This window comes from Pseudoalteromonas sp. PAR1 (genome assembly GCF_947311895.1).
GTDB classification, from domain to species: domain Bacteria; phylum Pseudomonadota; class Gammaproteobacteria; order Enterobacterales; family Alteromonadaceae; genus Pseudoalteromonas; species Pseudoalteromonas lipolytica_C.
In genome coordinates this window covers 1-18,858 of record NZ_CAMZMY010000023.1, presented here as the reverse complement: position 1 = coordinate 18,858, position 18,858 = coordinate 1, and the positions used below count along the sequence as shown (strand labels likewise).

15 protein-coding genes are annotated in these 18,858 nt (G+C 40.2%); 6 read left to right on the top strand and 9 right to left on the bottom strand.

Annotated features, from left to right (window positions below; translation table 11 throughout):
* Positions 1-3 precede the first annotated feature (3 nt).
* From QL229_RS16590 to QL229_RS16575, 4 genes are all read right to left on the bottom strand, one after another.
* The gene (locus tag QL229_RS16590; RefSeq protein WP_054554669.1) at positions 4-420 is read right to left on the bottom strand and encodes a CBS domain-containing protein; all 417 of its coding nucleotides are present in this window, start codon (positions 418-420) and stop codon (positions 4-6) included.
* 145 nt (positions 421-565) lie between these two features.
* A complete protein-coding gene (fre, locus tag QL229_RS16585) occupies positions 566-1,279 on the bottom strand; it encodes an NAD(P)H-flavin reductase (protein ID WP_135923173.1) in 714 nt (237 codons plus the stop codon).
* Positions 1,280-1,366: 87 nt separating this feature from the next.
* Complete coding sequence (ubiD, locus tag QL229_RS16580; RefSeq protein WP_135923174.1) at positions 1,367-2,833, bottom strand: 4-hydroxy-3-polyprenylbenzoate decarboxylase; 1,467 nt, start codon at positions 2,831-2,833, stop codon at positions 1,367-1,369.
* Between the two features lie 81 nt (positions 2,834-2,914).
* The gene (locus tag QL229_RS16575; protein ID WP_199526002.1) at positions 2,915-3,205 is read right to left on the bottom strand and encodes an MliC family protein; all 291 of its coding nucleotides are present in this window, start codon (positions 3,203-3,205) and stop codon (positions 2,915-2,917) included.
* 113 nt (positions 3,206-3,318) lie between these two features.
* Between QL229_RS16575 and QL229_RS16570 the strand changes: the two genes are divergently transcribed.
* Both QL229_RS16570 and QL229_RS16565 read left to right on the top strand, forming a co-directional pair.
* The gene (locus QL229_RS16570) at positions 3,319-4,224 is read left to right on the top strand and encodes a DUF808 domain-containing protein (protein ID WP_281547186.1); all 906 of its coding nucleotides are present in this window, start codon (positions 3,319-3,321) and stop codon (positions 4,222-4,224) included.
* A gap of 73 nt (positions 4,225-4,297) precedes the next feature.
* Positions 4,298-6,250, top strand: coding sequence for a S9 family peptidase (locus QL229_RS16565; protein WP_281547174.1), 1,953 nt, complete (start codon positions 4,298-4,300; stop codon positions 6,248-6,250).
* Between the two features lie 311 nt (positions 6,251-6,561).
* Here the strand turns inward: QL229_RS16565 and QL229_RS16560 are convergent, their stop codons facing one another.
* Positions 6,562-7,518 carry a tetratricopeptide repeat protein gene (locus tag QL229_RS16560; RefSeq protein WP_135923177.1) on the bottom strand — a complete coding sequence of 319 codons (957 nt, stop codon included), beginning with the start codon at positions 7,516-7,518 and terminating at the stop codon, positions 6,562-6,564.
* Between the two features lie 187 nt (positions 7,519-7,705).
* Here QL229_RS16560 and dbpA point away from each other — a divergent pair, with 187 nt between their 5' ends.
* Positions 7,706-9,094, top strand: a complete 1,389-nt coding sequence (dbpA, locus tag QL229_RS16555; RefSeq protein WP_281547173.1) for an ATP-dependent RNA helicase DbpA — start codon at positions 7,706-7,708, stop codon at positions 9,092-9,094.
* Between the two features lie 9 nt (positions 9,095-9,103).
* On the opposite strand, the gene QL229_RS16550 is transcribed toward dbpA, so the two are convergent.
* The gene (locus tag QL229_RS16550; RefSeq protein ID WP_135926213.1) at positions 9,104-9,685 is read right to left on the bottom strand and encodes a DNA-J related domain-containing protein; all 582 of its coding nucleotides are present in this window, start codon (positions 9,683-9,685) and stop codon (positions 9,104-9,106) included.
* Between the two features lie 215 nt (positions 9,686-9,900).
* On the opposite strand from QL229_RS16550, the gene QL229_RS16545 reads away from it, so the two are divergent.
* The gene (locus tag QL229_RS16545; protein ID WP_281547172.1) at positions 9,901-12,681 is read left to right on the top strand and encodes a tetratricopeptide repeat protein; all 2,781 of its coding nucleotides are present in this window, start codon (positions 9,901-9,903) and stop codon (positions 12,679-12,681) included.
* Here the strand turns inward: QL229_RS16545 and QL229_RS16540 are convergent.
* The 3 genes from QL229_RS16540 to trxA form a co-directional block, all read right to left on the bottom strand.
* Entirely contained in the window at positions 12,654-13,910 is a 1,257-nt protein-coding gene (locus QL229_RS16540) for a methyl-accepting chemotaxis protein (protein WP_135923180.1), read from the bottom strand. The genes QL229_RS16545 and QL229_RS16540 overlap by 28 nt on opposite strands.
* A gap of 161 nt (positions 13,911-14,071) precedes the next feature.
* Complete coding sequence (rho, locus tag QL229_RS16535; RefSeq protein WP_062566226.1) at positions 14,072-15,331, bottom strand: transcription termination factor Rho; 1,260 nt, start codon at positions 15,329-15,331, stop codon at positions 14,072-14,074.
* Between the two features lie 182 nt (positions 15,332-15,513).
* The gene (trxA, locus tag QL229_RS16530) at positions 15,514-15,840 is read right to left on the bottom strand and encodes a thioredoxin TrxA (RefSeq protein WP_135923181.1); all 327 of its coding nucleotides are present in this window, start codon (positions 15,838-15,840) and stop codon (positions 15,514-15,516) included.
* Positions 15,841-15,930: 90 nt separating this feature from the next.
* On the opposite strand from trxA, the gene rhlB reads away from it, so the two are divergent.
* Positions 15,931-17,205, top strand: coding sequence for an ATP-dependent RNA helicase RhlB (gene rhlB / locus QL229_RS16525; protein ID WP_135923182.1), 1,275 nt, complete (start codon positions 15,931-15,933; stop codon positions 17,203-17,205).
* Between the two features lie 48 nt (positions 17,206-17,253).
* Positions 17,254-18,747, top strand: a complete 1,494-nt coding sequence (gppA, locus tag QL229_RS16520) for a guanosine-5'-triphosphate,3'-diphosphate diphosphatase (RefSeq protein ID WP_281547171.1) — start codon at positions 17,254-17,256, stop codon at positions 18,745-18,747.
* Positions 18,748-18,858: the final 111 nt, after the last annotated feature.

Genomic DNA, 18,858 nt, shown 5'->3' with positions numbered 1-18,858 from the left:
AACTTACACTTGGTGCTCTTGGCATGAGACATAGTTTTCATACAATGCCTTGAGCACATCTCCTCGGCTGATCATACCAACAACCTTACCACCCTCGATTACCGGGTAATTCTTTGGCTTACCTGTTTTCATGGCATCTGCCAGCTCAATGATATTTTGATCGCTACTTACGGTAACAACATCGGTGCGCATAAGTTGTTTTACCTTTACCACACCATCGCAGAAATAACTGTTTTGCATCAGCGGTTGCAAAAGCTCTTGTTCAGATATAAAGCCAACTAGGCTTTTGTTGTCATCGAACACAGGTGCGCCCAGTAATTTAAACTTTTGCAGCTCGCTAATAGCGGTGGTCATTTCAGTTTCAGGCGTAATGTGTGGCAACTTACGTTGCATAAAGTCTTGTACTTTTGTATTTAGCATTTGGGTCTCTCCCCATCGTTATTCTAATCAGAGTATGGTCAAGGAAATGCTGTTTGTGAAATTGTTTAGATGGATTAGGGCGATAGGTAAAACAAATAAAAAAGGCATCCAATTGGATGCCTTAAAAATAATCTGTATCACTTAGCTATTTAATGAATGCAAATGCATCGGCATACATGTTTTCGCGGATTGCGCCATGATTTATGAAATCATCGCGAACAACGCCAATCATGTCGAAGCGACCTGCCATGTAAATATCGTATGGTTCTAGCGACACGATATCTGCCATAACGGCTTTGTGAACGTAACCAGTTTTGCCTGTCCAGCTTTGCGACGCATTTTCAACTACAGGAATGTATTGGAAATGAGGGTTACTGTTTGCCCATGCTTGCATTTCGTCATGCGCATATAGCGCAGCTTGCTCACGTACACCCCAGTAGAATAATACCGGGCGCTCACAGCCTATTTCTGCAAGGTGATCAGCCATTGATTTGGCATAAGAAAAACCGGTGCCGCCAGCAAGTAGAATAATAGGGCGCTCACCCTCTACACGAAGTTGCGATATGCCTAGACCCACTTCAACATTAACTTGTTGTTGCTGAGCATGTGCTTGACGCAAATGATCAAGCGCTTGCATCGCGTATGAATCAGCACCTGAGGCACCAATGTGTAGTTCAATTTGCTCAGTTTGCGACGGGCGGCTTGCAATAGAAAAGGCACGCTTATCTTTTTCGCCTAATACAAGTTGCATATATTGGCCTGCCTCGAATGACACAGGTTGCTGTGGTTTCAAAATGACCTTATGTACGTGGTCTGTAAGCGGGCTGATCGCAACAACGTCAGCGAGTAATGTTTGCATAGTTTACCTTTATAAGCACAGAAGCAAATTCGGTTATGAATCGCACTCATAACCGTTAAATTTTGAGCAGTTTAACATAGACACAGCTTAGAGAATATCTAAGCTGTCCCATAATTCATCAACTCGTTCTTTGATTTTTGGATCCATGACAATGGGCTCACCCCATTCACGATCTGTTTCACCAGGCCATTTATTGGTTGCATCCATGCCCATTTTTGAGCCAAGGCCTGATACTGGCGATGCAAAGTCTAAATAATCAATCGGTGTGTTTTCGATTAACGTTGTATCGCGCGCAGGATCCATACGCGTAGTGATTGCCCAAATTACGTCGTTCCAGTCGCGTGCGTTTACATCGTCATCGCAAACAATCACGAACTTGGTATACATAAATTGACGTAAGAAAGACCATACCCCCATCATCACACGCTTGGCATGACCCGGGTATTGTTTTTTCATCGTGACCACCGCCATTCGGTATGAACACCCTTCAGGTGGCAGATAAAAATCTACAATTTCAGGAAATTGTTTTTGTAGAATTGGCACGAACACTTCGTTTAAGGCAACCCCGAGTACCGCCGGCTCATCTGGTGGACGGCCTGTGTAGGTACTGTGATAAATCGGGTTTTCACGATGCGTGATGTGAGTCACCGTCATGACCGGAAACTCGTCTACTTCATTGTAGTAACCTGTGTGATCGCCATATGGGCCTTCAGGGGCTGTTTCACCCGGCATAATATGGCCTTCAAGTACGAACTCAGCGGTAGCAGGCACTTGTAGGTCATTTGAAATCGACTTAACAACTTCTGTTTTACTACCGCGTAGTAAGCCCGCAAACGCGTATTCGCTTAGGGTGTCAGGTACTGGCGTTACAGCGCCTAGGATTGTTGCAGGGTCTGCCCCTAATGCGACCGATACAGGATAGGGTTCGCCTGGGTGCTCTTTACACCATTCACGAAAATCTAATGCGCCACCACGGTGCGATAACCAACGCATAATAATTTTGTTTTTACCCAGTAGCTGCTGACGGTAAATACCTAAGTTTTGGCGTTTTTTATAAGGCCCTCTAGTAACCGTTAAGCCCCATGTTATCAAAGGTGCTGCATCACCTGGCCAGCAATGTTGGATAGGCAACTTGGTTAAGTCGACATCATCACCTTCAAGTATGACTTGCTGACATGGTGCTTTTTTTACTTCTTTAGCGGGCATATTCAACACTTGTTTGAATACCGGGATTTGGCCTAGTGCCTCTTTAATGCCTTTAGGTGGCTCAGGCTCTTTTAAAAAGGCTAATAGCTTACCGACTTCGCGCAGCTCACTGACATCATCTTGACCCATTCCCATTGCCACTCGCTTTGGCGTACCGAATAGGTTAGCAAGTACAGGAATAGAGTGACCCTTAGGATTTTCGAATAGCAGAGCAGGGCCTTCTGCACGCAATGTACGGTCAGCAATTTCGGTCATTTCAAGGTAGGGATCGATTTCTTGTTTGATCCGTTTAAGTTCACCTTTTTGTTCTAGTAGCTCGATAAATTCGCGAAGATCTTTGTATTTCATTCTGGTCGCTTAAACGCTAAATAAATTGTCGCTATTATACTCAAAACCATTAATTAAGCGAATTTAGCCGCGACAGTTTGGTTAGCTTTGCTTTAGCTGACAATGATATTTTTTTCCTTTCAAAATAAGCATGGCTTCGTCGCCTTTAGACCAAAACAACACATGGTCATCGCTGTACTTTACGCCTGAACCACTGACTTCTCGATATAAAGTGTAAGTATTATCGACGAATGAAAGCGTTGCTTCGTCTTCATTATTATCAACAATACTCGCAGTTAAGCCATTATCACATAGATAGTTGTTTGCCGTGGCTTGCTCAGCACACGCGCACAAAGTGACTAAAGCGAGCCCTGAGAGAAGTTGTTTGTTCATGGAAACACCCCTGTTTTTGAATGAACTCTAAGCCTAACAAAGAAAAATTAACCGTTGGTGAAAATGGCTGGATAAGTTATGTTGACAGTGTACTTAATGGGCAAGGAACCACCATGGCTGGCACTAATTTATTAACCTTACTTGATGATATTACAACTCTTTTAGACGATATTGCGACTATGAGTAAAGTCGCAACAAAAAAAACAGCAGGGGTGTTAGGTGATGATCTAGCTCTTAATGCCCAGCAAGTGACAGGGGTAACTGCTGATAGAGAATTACCAGTGGTTTGGGCGGTAGCAAAAGGCTCATTCATTAATAAGGCCATATTAGTGCCAGCAGCTTTGTTGATTAGTGTTTGGTTGCCCTGGCTTATTACTCCTTTATTAATGATTGGTGGGCTGTTTTTGTGCTTCGAAGGAGCTGAGAAAATTATCGAAAAACTGTTTGGTCACGATAGTCACGAAGGTGAGCAACTGGTTGAGCAGCAAGACTTGCAAGAATACGAAAAGCAAAAAGTTAAAGGCGCTATCCGTACTGATTTTATACTCTCTGCAGAAATTATCGTTATAACATTAGGCACGGTTGCTGGTGCAACGCTGGTAAATCAAGCTTTAGTGCTCAGTGTAATTGCAATTATTATGACCATTGGCGTGTATGGGTTGGTTGCAGGCATTGTCAAACTTGATGATGCTGGTTTGTATTTACTGCAAAAAGCGCAGCAAAGTGGCGGTAAATTTAAAGAGCTAGTGGGTAAGTTTTTAGTTGCTGCAGCACCTAAACTAATGCGCTTTTTAGCCTTTGCAGGAACGGTTGCTATGTTCTTAGTTGGCGGTGGCATATTGGTACATGGTATCCCTCTTTTACATCACGCCCAGCAGGGTAGTACTGAGTTTGTAACGGGTTTACTTGGTAAAACGGGTGAGCTGGTTTCGCCGGTTATTTTTGATGGTTTGTTGGGAGTTGTTGCAGGGGTTGTGATTGTCATATTCGTTAGTCTTTTCAAGAAAATTTCAAAGTAGCTACGCGTTGAGGGTGTACCCATTGTTAACTTTTTAGTATCTTTATTAACAATTAAGATATAAAAGGAATTTTATGAGCAGATTAATAATCGTTATTTCTTGTTTGCTACTTAGCTTTACTACTAATGCCAAATCTGAATTACTTGATATTCAAAACTTTAGTAAAGCAAGTGAATTCACAGGTGTTAAAATTTCTCCTACCGGTAAGTATTTAGCAGTAATCACACAACCTGAAGGCAAGAATGCTTTAATGATACTGGATACAGATACATTTAAAGTGCTTCATGCCATCCACTTTCCTGGTAATGCTCAAGTCGGCAACTATTACTGGGTGAATGAAGAGCGTATTGTATTAGCCAAAGAGTACCTAAAAGGTTGGAAAGATCATCCTGAATACCATGGTGAGTTGCTTGGTGTAAACGCAGATGGCAGTCAATGGAAGTACTTGGTTGGTTATCAAGGTGAAAGGCAAACAGGTACGAGAATTAAAAAGGCAACCCCTGTATTAGGGACATCTTATGTGCTTGATCCACTGGTAGAAAATAAGCGTAAAATGTTAGTTTTAACCATTCCATGGACAGCTGCCAACGAACCTCACACAATTGTATATGAAGTAGATGTCTATCGAGGGTCAAGAAAAAGGATCACACGTTCACCTTCAAGGATGGCTAGTTTTCTGACTGATCATGAAGGTAACGTAAGAGTATCTGCTTCGACTGATGATTATATTAATCCAAAAATATATATCCGTCCTAAATCAGGTGGTGAGTGGGAAGAGCTCAACTTAAAGGACGTTTCATATAGTGATGTTGGGTTGCATGCTTTTGATAGCACAGATGGATCTGCTTATGTGACGGCTTCTGTTAATGGAGAAGCTAAAGGGCTTTATAAATTAAATCTTAAAACTAAACAATTTGATCTAATTCACAAAGAAAAGAGTGTTTCACCCAAGCAAGTATGGGTGGATGAAGTCTCAAAAGAGCTTTTTGCTGTCGAGCATGAATTAGGCTATCCAACCTACTCATTTGTTGGTAATAACTCTAAGAAAAGTCAGCAGCTAAAAGCTCTTTTGAAAGTACTTGAAGGTCAGCAGGTTCAATTAGTTAGCAGTACCGTAAATGGTGATAAGAGCGTCATTTTTGCTTCAAGTGATACTAACCCAGGCAGTTATTATTTATTTGATGCAAAAACGAATAATCTCGGTTTTCTATTCTCATCGAGAAGTTGGATTAAACCTAGTCAAATGGCGATTACAAAGCCTATCAATTTTACAGCACGTGATGGACTAGCTATCTACGGTTACTTAACTATTCCGAATAATGCTGAAGAAAAAAACTTACCATTAGTAGTAATGCCGCATGGTGGTCCTCATGGTCCTAGAGATTGGTGGGGATATGATTCAACAGCTCAGCTGCTTGCGAGTAGAGGAATAGCTGTACTCAAGGTTAACTTTCGTGGTTCAGGTGGTTTTGGACGAAATTTTGAACGTGCCGGTCATCGCAAGTGGGGGCGGGAAATTCAATACGATATCATTGATGGGGTAAAATATCTTATTTCGAATGGTACTGTTGATAAAAGTAACATTTGCATTATGGGTGCCAGCTTTGGTGGATATTCCGCGTTACAAAGTGCGATCTTGGAACCTGATATGTTCCAGTGTGCGATTGGGGTTGTAGGTGTATATGATTTACCACTCATGTTTGATGAAGGGGATGTATCAGAACGTGATAGCGGGCAACGTTTCTTAGAAGTAGTATTAGGTGAGGATGAAGAAGAGTTAAAGCGTTTTTCACCTAGCTACAATGTAGAAAAGTTGAAAGCCCCGGTATTAATTGTTCATGGTGGCGAAGATAAAAGGGCGCCTATAGAGCAAGCTGAGTCGTTAATTTCGGCTTTAAAGAAAGAGAATCATCCTTATATTTATGAACTATTAGATGATGAAGGTCATGGCTTTTATAAAGAAGAGCACCGTACTCTTTACTATAAAAAGGTATTGGCGTTCTTAAATGATCATTTAAAACTTTAAATAAAAAATGCCGGCGAGAAACCTCGCCGGCAAGGATTTAGCACGGGAACGTAAGCGTGCTAGTGTGCAAGGTCTTCCTTCAAGTTATACAAACTCAAAAGACGATTCGTTCACTAAGTAATACAGCCCAGTTGCAATTTAAAACAGAGTAGGGAGAGTGACTCTGCTTTTGCTAACACGCATTTATAAAACCAACAAAATAATATAAATACTGCGCCATATAAAAATGTTATAACATAACAAAACCAAAGTAAATAGCGAGAGTCATATTATTCGCTTGGTTTCTTCTCAGTGATGTTTATGGTAATTGATTATTGAGTGTCCAGTTTACTACAATCGTAACTCAAGCATAGCTCTGCGAGTTCAATCTTCGCTTTCGGATTCCCTTGTAAGGTGGCTTTGTTAAGCCAGTAAGCTGCTTTTTCGTTATTGATTTCTGTACCTTGGCCATCTCGATACATCTGACCCAAGTTTAATTGACCCCATGAATAACCTCCTTTGGCAGAGAGTGTAAAGCTTTCCAGTGCTTCCTTAAACTGGCCATCTTTAAAATAGGTGATGCCTTGTTGGTTATGTTTATCAAGCTTAACGCCTGCATACAAAGGCTTAGGTTTCGGGGGGTGCATAACAAAACCACCATACAAGCTATATAGCTCTGGTCGCATTATTTTGTATATGCTGTTGTCTTCATAAAACTGCTTTACTTGCTGTTTAGTAAAGGTCATGGTTTTACTAGAAAAGTAATCATCTTGCACTAGCATGCTGGTACGCATCGCAATCTCGATGTCTTTATTGTACTTGTAAGTGTAGTTAGCAACTCGAAAAGTCATGCTCTTGTCATCAAATTCAACGAGTTGGGCTACTTTCAGATTATTTATACGTTTTGGTTCACCAGTAAATTTGTCGGAATAAACAAAATAGGTGTCGAATTTTTTTGGTTCATTCAGGTAGCGAATTTCATTATCAGCTTGCTCATGTATCCCAAGTATTGCTTTCGTTAAAATATAAACTATTAATACCAAGCCAATAAAATATTTTATGAAAGAAGCCAGCTCTAGGGGTGGAAGAGAATACCAAGATACAGCTGATGTGTAGCCACAAGCATCGCATTGGTGCTGATAATTAATTGATAATGGAATAATTGGCAAAATACTAAAGCGCAGTACTTTACTGTGATTACTCAGTGAGAAGTGCTCGCTATGACAATGAGGACACGTTTTTTGCTTTTTGTAAAAAACATCAGCAGCGGCGGTGTTAAATAAAAGCATAGTTTCTTCCTGAAGGTTGCTTTCAATAAATTAGAACAAACACGCTGAGTTAGGAAGCCGCAAACTGTAACTAAATATGAATTAAGTGTGTAGATAGCTCTTTTCGTTTAGAGAAACAATGCATTCTCTGCTATGATCCACTGCATCTTCGAGGATGTCCCTCAATTATCAAGTTTGGAATATTACTGTGACTGCTACTGCTTTTTCATCTTTGGCTTTGCCGAAAGAGTTAACCGATAATTTATCGACTTTAGGTTATGCGCAAATGACACCGGTACAAGCGCAAAGTTTACCAGTGATCTTGCAAGGCAAAGATATCATTGCTCAAGCAAAAACAGGGTCGGGTAAAACGGCCGCGTTTAGCTTAGGTGTGTTGGCTAAGTTAAATGTGAAACGTTTTCGCATTCAATCACTTATTTTATGTCCAACCCGCGAACTGGCAGAGCAAGTTGCAGAAGAAGTTCGTAAGCTTGCTCGCGGCATTCATAATATTAAAGTTTTAACTTTATGCGGTGGTGTATCTATTGGTCCACAGATTGGTTCACTAGAGCATAGCGCTCATATTATTGTTGGCACACCAGGTCGTGTTGATGATCATATTCGTAAGGGCACATTGCGTTTAGATGACGTTGAAACATTGGTATTAGATGAAGCTGACCAAATGCTTGATATGGGCTTTCAAGATACCCTTGATGCCATTGTTGAATGTATTCCAAATCAACGCCAAACCTTGTTGTTTAGTGCGACTTATCCAAAATCAATTGCAGCGATTGCTGAGCGAGTTTTAAGCAATCCTGAAATGATTAAGGTTGAAGAAGAGCAAACAAAAAGCACGATCACACAATACTTTTACAAGCTTGATAATAACAAGCAGCGCTTTAATACGCTGAAGCTGTTGCTTTTGAAGTTTCAGCCAGAAAGCTGTGTGGTTTTTTGTAATACTAAGGTTGAAACACAGCAAATTTGTGATGACCTATACGCTGAAGGCTTTAGTGCCGTTGCTTTACACGGTGATTTAGATCAACGCGAACGTGAACGTACTTTAATTCGTTTTGCTAATAAAAGCGCGTGTATCTTGGTGGCGACGGATGTTGCTGCACGAGGCTTAGATATTAACGACATGGATATGGTTGTAAATTATCACTTAGCACATGATCCACAAACTCATGTTCACCGCGTTGGTCGAACAGGTCGAGCAGGTAAAAAAGGCATTGCATGTTCTATTTATGGTGAGGCTGAGCAATTTAAAGTGGCACAAATAGGTGATCATTACGAACGCGATTTCAACCCTGAGCCACTACCTCCTTTTAGCTTACTTGAAAAGCCGGCCTACAAGCCTACGATGGCGACCATCATGATCGATGCAGGTAAGAAGCAAAAAATTCGTGCTGGCGATATTTTAGGTGCTTTAACGGGTAAAGAAGGTATTGCAGGTCATCAGGTGGGTAAAATTAATGTACTTGATAACGTGGCTTTTATCGCTGTAGAGCGAACAGCAGCCAAACCAGCACTGCGCAAATTGACCGAAGGAAATATCAAAAAACGTAAGATTCGTGCGCGTCGTTTAAGTCGATAAGTTTAAAGTTTACGAGCAGCTAGCTTTTAGCTGCTCATACTCACGTTGTATTTTTTTAAACTGAATCGCACAGCCTTGACGGTCTGGGTGATGTTTTAAAGCCAATTGTCGCCAGCGCTTTTGTAATTCTTTTAGTGAAAAGTTAGCGGGCAACTGCCATGCTTTTTGTATTTGTAAAAGCTGTTCTTTTGTAAGATTTGCAGTAGTAGTATGCCTGTTGAATGTAGCAAAGCGCTGCCAAAACTCATTTAATAGCGCATCAATTTCATCACTTGTTGTGTCGTAGTTTTGCCAATCTAAATAATACTCCCGCAAAGGATCAGTATTTTCTAGCACCTTTTCACACTTGTTATTTATCAATTCAATATGTAAGGCCGCTATGTGCAATTGTTGCTCAGGGCTAACCTGTATTTGGAGTTGATATAAGGCATTCATAACTAAGAAGTTACGTTTAAAAAGATCTTTTTGTGGGTCCTTATCTAAAACACTAAGATGTCCTGCATCATTAAGTGCACTCGCAAGCGTATGGACTTTCCAGATAGGCTGTTTCAGAATGAGGTAAAAAATCTCATCTATCAGTGGGTTAAGCATTGTTAGCAGGCCAATCTTTATGTAATCTAAAACTATATACGCTATCACAGCTGCCTTACTGAAACTATGTTTATATTTTCATCAAGGAAGGCATTTAGCCGAGCTACGATTTAGTTTTTTCCTCGGACTATGTTGATATTTAGGGATATAAACATATGCGCACATTATTGAGTCTCAGGTTAATACATTCGGCATTAGTATGCTGTAGTGTGCTGATGACTACGTTTAGTTATGCTTCAGATTCATTACTAGAGCAATTTAATCAATCACAAAAATTAGATGAAAAGCAGCAATTAGCGACACAATTACTTGCAGATACCACTATTAGCGCTGATGAAAAGCTGGCTATACAATTGCAGTTAGCAGATACGGCTCTAGAAAATAAAGAATTTGCCGCAGCATTTAAACACTATCAACTAGCTGAGAAGTCGACCTCTTTTGAATCTCAACCAGACAGTTATTTTCGCGCAATCAAAATGCAAGGCGTTAGCTATTATTATCAAGGTCTTATCCAACAAGCTGTCGAATCCTATACACGTGCTTTACGCGTTGCCGAAAAAATGAATGCGCCTATTTCAGAGGCTAACTTACTGAGTAATATAGGTCTCGCTTATTTTGATATGTGGGATATGAGCAAAGCACTTGATTATTACACGCGCGCTAAATCTATCTACGAAAAGTATGGTAGCGCGCAAGATAAAGCTGATATTTTGCATAACATAGCGGGTCTTTATATTCGCTTATCGAGTTACGATATTGCTTTAGATATGTATAGAGAAACGCTAAAGATATTCGAGAAATTAGGTGATGAAGAAGGTGTTGCTCAGTCATATGGTAATATGGGCGTTGCTTACTCTGAGCTTGGACAATATCAATTATCATTACATTATTATCAGCGTGCATTACGTTATTATCAAAAAACACATGATGCCTATTACTTATCCTCGCGTCACGTCAATATTGCGAACGTTTACTTACGAACAGGTGATTTAGAACTGGCTCTAAGCCATGCTGATAAGGCCATCGAGTTTGCAGAACAAATAAATAACAAAACGTTAGAGCTCGCGGGATTATTATCAAGAGCTAAAATTGAGCTCTTACAAGGTAAGCTAACACAAGCGGAAGTAACACTGACCACCTCAATTGAGATGGCCAAAAAATATAAAGATGATCTGAGAGTGCAGGATGGCATTGGAATGCATGCATTGATCAAAGCAGGCCAAGGAGATTTCACCACTGCGGTAGCTCATTTTGATCAATTCGTTCGAACCTTAAAGGCCGCAAACAATGAGCGACTTCTAAGATCCCTAGGTGAGCTTCACAGTCGAATTAATGCCAGTCAGTTGACTCAGGAAATTATTGATTTAAAACAAAAACAGCGAGTGCAAGAGCTTGAAATGTCAAAGCAAAGACAACTTGCCATCATGCTGTTTATTTTATTTATTATGCTGGTCGTGACGGGCATCACCATTTATCGACGTATGATCGAAAAAGGAGCGAAAGAGCAACTTTCATTGATGGTTGCAAAGCGCACCAATGAGCTTGAAGAAACCGCAGAAAAGCTGCGCAGTGCAAATGAAATTAAAAGTCAATTTTTAGCTAATATTAGCCATGAGATCCGCACACCATTAACGGCTATTTTGGGACAAACAGATACCCTAATGAATGGTTTTTATAAACCAGAGCAACTCAATGATGAACTTGCTGTTATTCATAAACAAAGTGAACACTTAAAAGACCTCATAAATGATGTGCTTGATATTAGTAAAATTGAGGCTAATAAACTTGAGTTGAGTTTAAAAGAAGGTGATTTAGTTTGCTTATTAAATGATGTTCATTCAATGCTAAGTGGTCAAGCAAAAGCGAAAGGGCTGAAATTTGCATTTCATAACCAATTAGGTGAACAGTTTATTACTCGGTTAGACTTTACGCGGGTAAAACAAATTTTGATCAACTTATGTGCGAATGCCATTAAATTTACTCATCAAGGTGAAGTCGAGCTGCAGGTCACACAGACGCAACAAGGTATTTGCTTTCAGGTAAGTGATACGGGGATTGGCATGGATGCTAGTCAGCTGAAACTTATTTTTGAGTGCTTCAGTCAAGGAGACAATAGCATTAGTCGACGATTTGGTGGTACGGGGCTAGGCCTTAGCTTATCACAACAACTCGCAATCATGATGGGCGGCTATATTAGTGTCGAGAGCGAAATCAATAAAGGTAGCGTGTTTGCATTCTATTTGCCATGTAAAGAACATGAACCCAGTCAAACTGATGCCAATAGCAAATACGGAAATGACTTACCGCAATCGCTAAAAGGATTATCTGGAAAGGTATTGATTGCAGAAGATCATGCCGATAACCGTCGTTTAATTCGCCGTTATTTAGAGTCAATGGGGTTAGATGTAATTGCTGTTGATAACGGTGCAAAAGCGGTTGAGCAATGTTTAATAGAGTTTCCAGATGTAGTGCTTCTTGATATTCAGATGCCAGTTTTAGACGGGTTAAGTGCCCTTAAGTTATTGAAAGAGTCTGGCTTTACCCAACCAATTTACGCCTTAACTGCTAATGCGATAAGCCATGAAATAGAAGCGTACTTGCAGGCCGGTTTTACAGGGTATCTTGCTAAACCTATCGACAAAAATGTCTTTTTTACGCAGCTTGCCAAGCATTGTAAAAATACCGCAGAAAGCACAAAAGCAAGTCACGATATTAGTGATTTAGTAACTAGCTTTATTCAAAGTTTTAACCAAGAAGCGTCGTTTATTCAATTGCATTTGGCTGAATATGATTTATTTAATCTTCAGCAAGATGCACATCGTATTGGCGGAGCAGCTAAAATGTTTGCCATGGAGCATATCGCGAAAAGTGCCTTTGCCTTAGAGTCAGCTTTAAAAAATAACCAACTCTCAGATTTAACAAATTTAGTTGATCGTTTACTTGAGCAACTCAACAGTGCATTAGCTGATCAGAATAGCTCTACATCACCATCTTGAGCTTGTTCTGAATCATTATTTTGCGTTGTTTCATAACGAGAGCGATCGATACGTTGTTCACTACTTGTTTCTGGGTGTGTGATCTTAAACATTGAAAGTTTATCATCAATAACATGCGCTAGACGCACTAAATCTTTGCTTGAGACAGCTTGTATTTGTGAACTTGATAATGCGTCAGAATTTAGCTCAACCATAGCATCAATACTCATTTGTGCTTCATCTGACATTTGGCTTTGTAAGGCAACCTGTTCATGCACGCTCTCAGAAAACGCGTTAATTGCTAACATAGCCTGTTCTATTTTATTCGTTTCTTTGGTTGATGCTTCTGATAGTTCAACAGTACGCTGTGTTTCTTTTAATGCTGTTTGCATCAATTGGTTGGCTTTTTCTGTACTGTGTTGAATTTTCGCAACCATCTCACGAACTTCTTGGGTTGATTTACTGGTGCGTGCTGCTAAGTTTCGTACTTCATCAGCCACAACTGCAAACCCTCTCCCTTGCTCACCAGCACGTGCAGCCTCAATTGCTGCATTGAGAGCTAGCAGATTTGTTTGTTCAGCTATACTGTTAATCACATCAATTACAGAGCCAATTGCATCACTATCTTGTTTAAGTAAAATAATTTGTTCGCTAGTTTGGTTGATATTGTCGGCCAATTTCATAAGGCTAGCTTGGCTTTTGTCGGCATCAAGTCGAGTTTGTTGCACAGACTTTGTTGCATCAGAGACCGAGTGAAATATTTCTTCAAGGCTACGGTCAAGTTCTTTCGATACTTCAATCGTTCGCTTTATTGTCTCTGCTAAATCAACACCATGCGCATCTTGAATTGTTGCTTTTTGGGTCATTGATGCATAGGTGTCACGTAACGCATCAGCCATAGGTAATAAGCGGGCAGATGACGCATATATCTCTCCTAACATATGCTCAACCATAGTTAAACTCGCGTTTAATATGTGGCAGGCTTCAGGTAATTTATTGTCGTTTTCATCAAAACGAAAAGTAAAGTCGATACCCTGATCAGAAGTGATATTAGAAACAAAATAACTTAAGTGATCTTGTTGCTGCGCGTCTTTTAAATAAATAAAGGTAATTAAAATAAGCCAAGGAACAATGACCGTTAAGCCGATTACTGCCATCGCGACAATTGATAGTTCAAAAATAATAAAACTAGCAATACTACTTAGTAAGCTGATGACAAAGAGAGCGACTGCTACTTTAATGCGGGTCATTGAAAAATCCTTACCTTTTAATCCTATAACTTATAGAACAAAACCCAACTAAATACCAACTATATTACGGAGTTATTTATAGTTGAATAGCGCTTCAACCGTAATTTTAAGTAAAAAAAATGCCTGTATAAAACAGGCATTTTTTTGATTTTGAAAGCTGCTTATTGACGCTTCATCGAATCGAAGAATTCATCATTGGTTTTGCTCATAGAAAGCTTATCAATTAAGAACTCCATTGCATCAATTTCTGACATCTCATGAACAATCTTACGTAAGATCCACATTTTCTGTAGTTCATCTGGCTTAGTCAGTAACTCTTCGCGACGGGTACCTGAACGGTTAAAGTCGATCGCAGGGAATACACGCTTTTCAGCAATCTTACGATTTAAGTGTAGTTCCATGTTACCTGTGCCTTTGAACTCTTCGTAGATTACTTCATCCATTTTAGAGCCTGTATCAATAAGCGCTGTTGCGATAATCGTTAAGCTACCGCCTTCTTCTACATTACGTGCTGCACCGAAGAAACGCTTTGGTTTGTGTAATGCGTTAGCATCCACACCACCTGTTAATACCTTGCCAGATGAAGGAATAACCGTATTGTATGCACGAGCAAGTCGCGTAATTGAGTCTAATAAGATAACCACATCTTTTTTGTGCTCAACAAGACGCTTCGCTTTTTCAATTACCATTTCGGCTACTTGAACGTGACGGCTTGCTGGCTCATCAAATGTTGAAGCAATAACTTCACCCTTAACAAGACGCTGCATCTCAGTTACTTCTTCAGGACGTTCGTCAATTAGAAGTACCATTAGCTCACAGTCTGGTTGGTTGTAGCTGATTGACTGCGCAATATTTTGCAGTAGCATCGTTTTACCCGCTTTAGGCGGTGCAACGATTAGGGCGCGCTGGCCTTTACCAATAGGTGATGCTAAATCAAGTACACGAGCAGTGATATCTTCTGTACTACCATTACCACGTTCCATACGTAAACGTTCGTTTGCGTGGAGTGGGGTAAGGTTTTCAAAAAGGATTTTAGTGCGAGAGTTTTCAGGTTTGTCGAAGTTTACTTCGTTGACTTTAAGTAGTGCGAAGTAACGTTCACCATCTTTTGGTGGACGGATAAGGCCTGAAATTGAGTCACCAGTACGCATGCTGAATCGACGTATTTGACTCGGAGATACATAAATATCATCAGGTCCGGCTAAATATGAGGCTTCAGATGATCTCAAGAAACCAAAGCCATCTTGTAAGATTTCTAATACACCGCCGCCATAAATATTTTCACCGCTTTTAGCGTGTGCTTTCAAAATGGCGAAAATAATGTCTTGTTTTCTTAAACGGGCTACGTTTTCGAGCCCCATGGACTCAGCTAAGTTTACAAGCTCTTTTATAGACTTGTCTTTTAATTCGCGTAAATGCATATTGGTGGGTTCTTTATTACAATTATCATACTCAAAATCATAGTTTGATACATGAGTGAGGTTTGTTGGTATAACTAAGGATTAGTTGGCTTTATAAACTAGCAGGTCACTAGCAAGGCGTCCAGTCTTTAAACAAAATAAAGCTAAAAAAAGGGCAAAAAGCCCTTTTTTTACATTTTCAGTTAGATGTTGTTCTCTAAAAACTCAACTAATTGAGTTTTTGAAAGTGCACCTACTTTAGTTGCTGCAACCTGACCATCTTTGAAAAGAAGAAGTGTTGGGATTCCACGAATACCAAATTTAGGTGGTGTGCCCGCATTTTGGTCAATGTTTAATTTACCGATAGTTACACGGCCATCAAACTCGCCAGCTACTTCGTCAAGAATAGGGGCGATCATTTTACAAGGTCCGCACCATTCAGCCCAAAAATCAACAAGTACAGGTTTGTCTGATTGTAGTACGTCAGCTTCAAAGCTATCGTCAGTTAATTGAATAATTTTCTCGCTCATTGCGATCTCCGATAAGTTAGGCGAAATATTTAATGCGTATTTAAACACTCTTGTTTCTTATTGCAAGTTTAAACGTTATGCTTAAACGCTATGACTAAGACACATTTGACCGATAAAAAGTTTTCAGACTTTGCTATCGCACCGGAAGTGGTTGCCGGTTTAACCGAAAATGGGTTTGAATATTGCACACCCATTCAAGCTAAATGCCTACCTTTTATTTGTGAAGGCCGTGATATTGCGGGCCAAGCACAAACAGGTACAGGCAAGACGTTGGCGTTTTTAACAGCAACGTGCCATCGGTTATTACAATCTAGCAAAGCACCTAGTAAACATCCAAGAGCCCTGATCATGGCCCCAACTCGGGAGCTGGCGATTCAGATACACAAAGATGCAAAAATTTTAGCGCCACACTGTAATCTTAACTTAGGTTTAGTATATGGTGGCGAAGATTACGAAAAACAACGTGCACAACTAGAAAAAGGCGTTGATATTTTAATTGGAACGACTGGACGCCTTATCGATTTGTATAAACAGGGTTGTTACACCCTAAATGAAATTGAAGTTGTGGTGCTTGATGAAGCAGATCGTATGTTCGATTTAGGCTTTATTAAAGATATCCGCTACATGTTTAGACGTATGCCTGAAACCTCAGAGCGTTTAAACTTATTATTCTCTGCAACCTTATCGTATCGTGTGCAGGAATTAGCGTTTGAACACATGACTAACCCAGAGCATGTGCAAATTGAACCTGACGTTAAAACAGGTAAGCGTATTCAAGAAGAGCTATTTCATCCATCACAAGACGATAAAATTAAGTTACTGTTAACTTTAATTGAAGAAGAATGGCCTGAGAAAGCAATTGTGTTTGCAAATACGAAACACAGTTGTGAAAATGTTTACGCATGGATGAAAGCGGATGGTCATCGAGTTGGATTATTAACCGGTGATGTAAACCAGAAAAAGCGTCAATCAATTTTGGCTCAATTTACCAAAGGCGATTTAGACTTCTTAGTGGCAACAGACGTTGCAGCTCGTGGTTTACATATCCCAGAAGTAAGTCATGTATTTAATTTTGATTTGCCAGATGATTGTGAAGACTATGTACACCGCATTGGTCGTACCGGACGTGCTGGTGCTTCAGGACACGCTATTAGCTTTGCCTGTGAACAGTATGCCTATAATCTCCACGAAATTGAGCAATATATAGAACACAGCATTCCATTATCACATTATGATAAAAGTGCATTGCTTGATGATTTAACTAAGCCTACTATTCAGAAAAAGCGGAACTATTCTACAGGCCCACGTAATCGTAATAACAACGGACGTCGACCAAATAATAGTTACCAGAAATCACGGTCGTGATAAACGACCGTCATTGAAGACTTAGTAGTAACTAGAGGTTTTTGAACGGTGGGGCAATTTCAACCGCAAAAAAATGTGTATGCAGTAATCGATTTAGGATCGAACAGCTTTCATATGCTGATTGCCAAATCAATTGCTGGCGGTCTACAAACGATCGGTCGAGTCAAACGTAAAGTAAGGCTTGCTGCAGGGCTTGATGAAAACAACGTCCTAAGCTCAGAAGCCATGCAGCGAGGTTGGGAATGCCTAGCCTTGTTCGCAGAACGTTTACAAGACATACCAAAGAAAAACATTACCATTGTTGCAACAGCAACTTTGCGTCTTGCTACCAATGCCGATGTGTTTAAGCAAAAGGCTGAACAAATCCTTGGTCATAAAATCAATGTCATCAGTGGTGAGCTAGAAGCCAAAACGATTTACAAAGGCGTGGCGCACACATCAGCTTGTAGTGGAAAGCAACTTGTTATCGATATTGGTGGGGCGAGTACAGAGGTCGTTATAGGAAAAGGTTTTGACGCACTGCACTATAAAAGCCTACATATGGGCTGTGTCACCTTTTTAGAGCGCTATTTCAAAGATCAAAAACTGAGTAACGAAAATTTTGCAGCCGCGATTCAAGCAGCCAGAGATGTGATTGCTGAAATTGTTGATGAATATAAAACGGCAGGCTGGCAAATAGCGAGTGGAGCATCTGGTACAGTGCAAGCAATTCAAGAGATCATGGTTGCGCAAAACCAAGATGAACTCTTAACGCTTGATAAATTATATGCCATCAAAGAGCAATCAGTGCAATTTGAAACAATTGCAGATCTTGAGCTTCCAGGTTTAAGTGAAGAACGCCGTCTTGTGTTTGTATCTGGACTTGCAATTTTAATCGCCTTATTCGAATCATTAGCTATAAAGCAGATGGGCCTTGCTCGCGGCGCATTGCGTGAAGGTGTGCTTTACAGCATGGTACCAGAGCTACATAACCACGATATTCGTAAGCGTACGGTTGATGGATTAATGGCTCGTTATCATGTCGATGTAAATCAAGCCTGCCGAGTTGCACAACTTACTGAGCAATTAGCAAAGAGTGTAAAGGGGCAGTGGCAGTCAATTGATAACAACGCAATTGCGTTATTAAAAACGGTAGCGAAGTTACACGAGATAGGTTTATTAATAGAGTATAAACTTTATCATAAGCACACAGCCTACATTATAGAAAACACCGATATGCCAGGTTTTTCACAATCTGAGCATAAGCTGATCACTGCTGTAGCGAATGCGCATCGTGCAGATCTGGTAAAAAACAGCTTTGCATACCTAGGATGTCATGAACAATTAGCTGAATGTTTGACAAGAATTGTTCGGATCGCAGTGATCTTATCAATGCGTCGCCAAGATGATGTACTGCCAGCACTCGATCTTAGTGTTAATGAAAACACCCTTACACTGACATTTGATGGCGATTGGTTAAAATATCACCCATTAATGGCCAGTGAACTGCAATTAGAGACCAAGCTACAAGCAAAAGCAGGTTGGAAGCTTATAGTTAAATAAACAGAAAAGGCCCAGAAGGGCCTTTTTTAGTGTTCTTTTTGCCCGTTTCGTTCGTATTTTGCTCGAACAGTCATTTTTTTCATAAAAACTTCAAAAAACAGTTGATCTCAA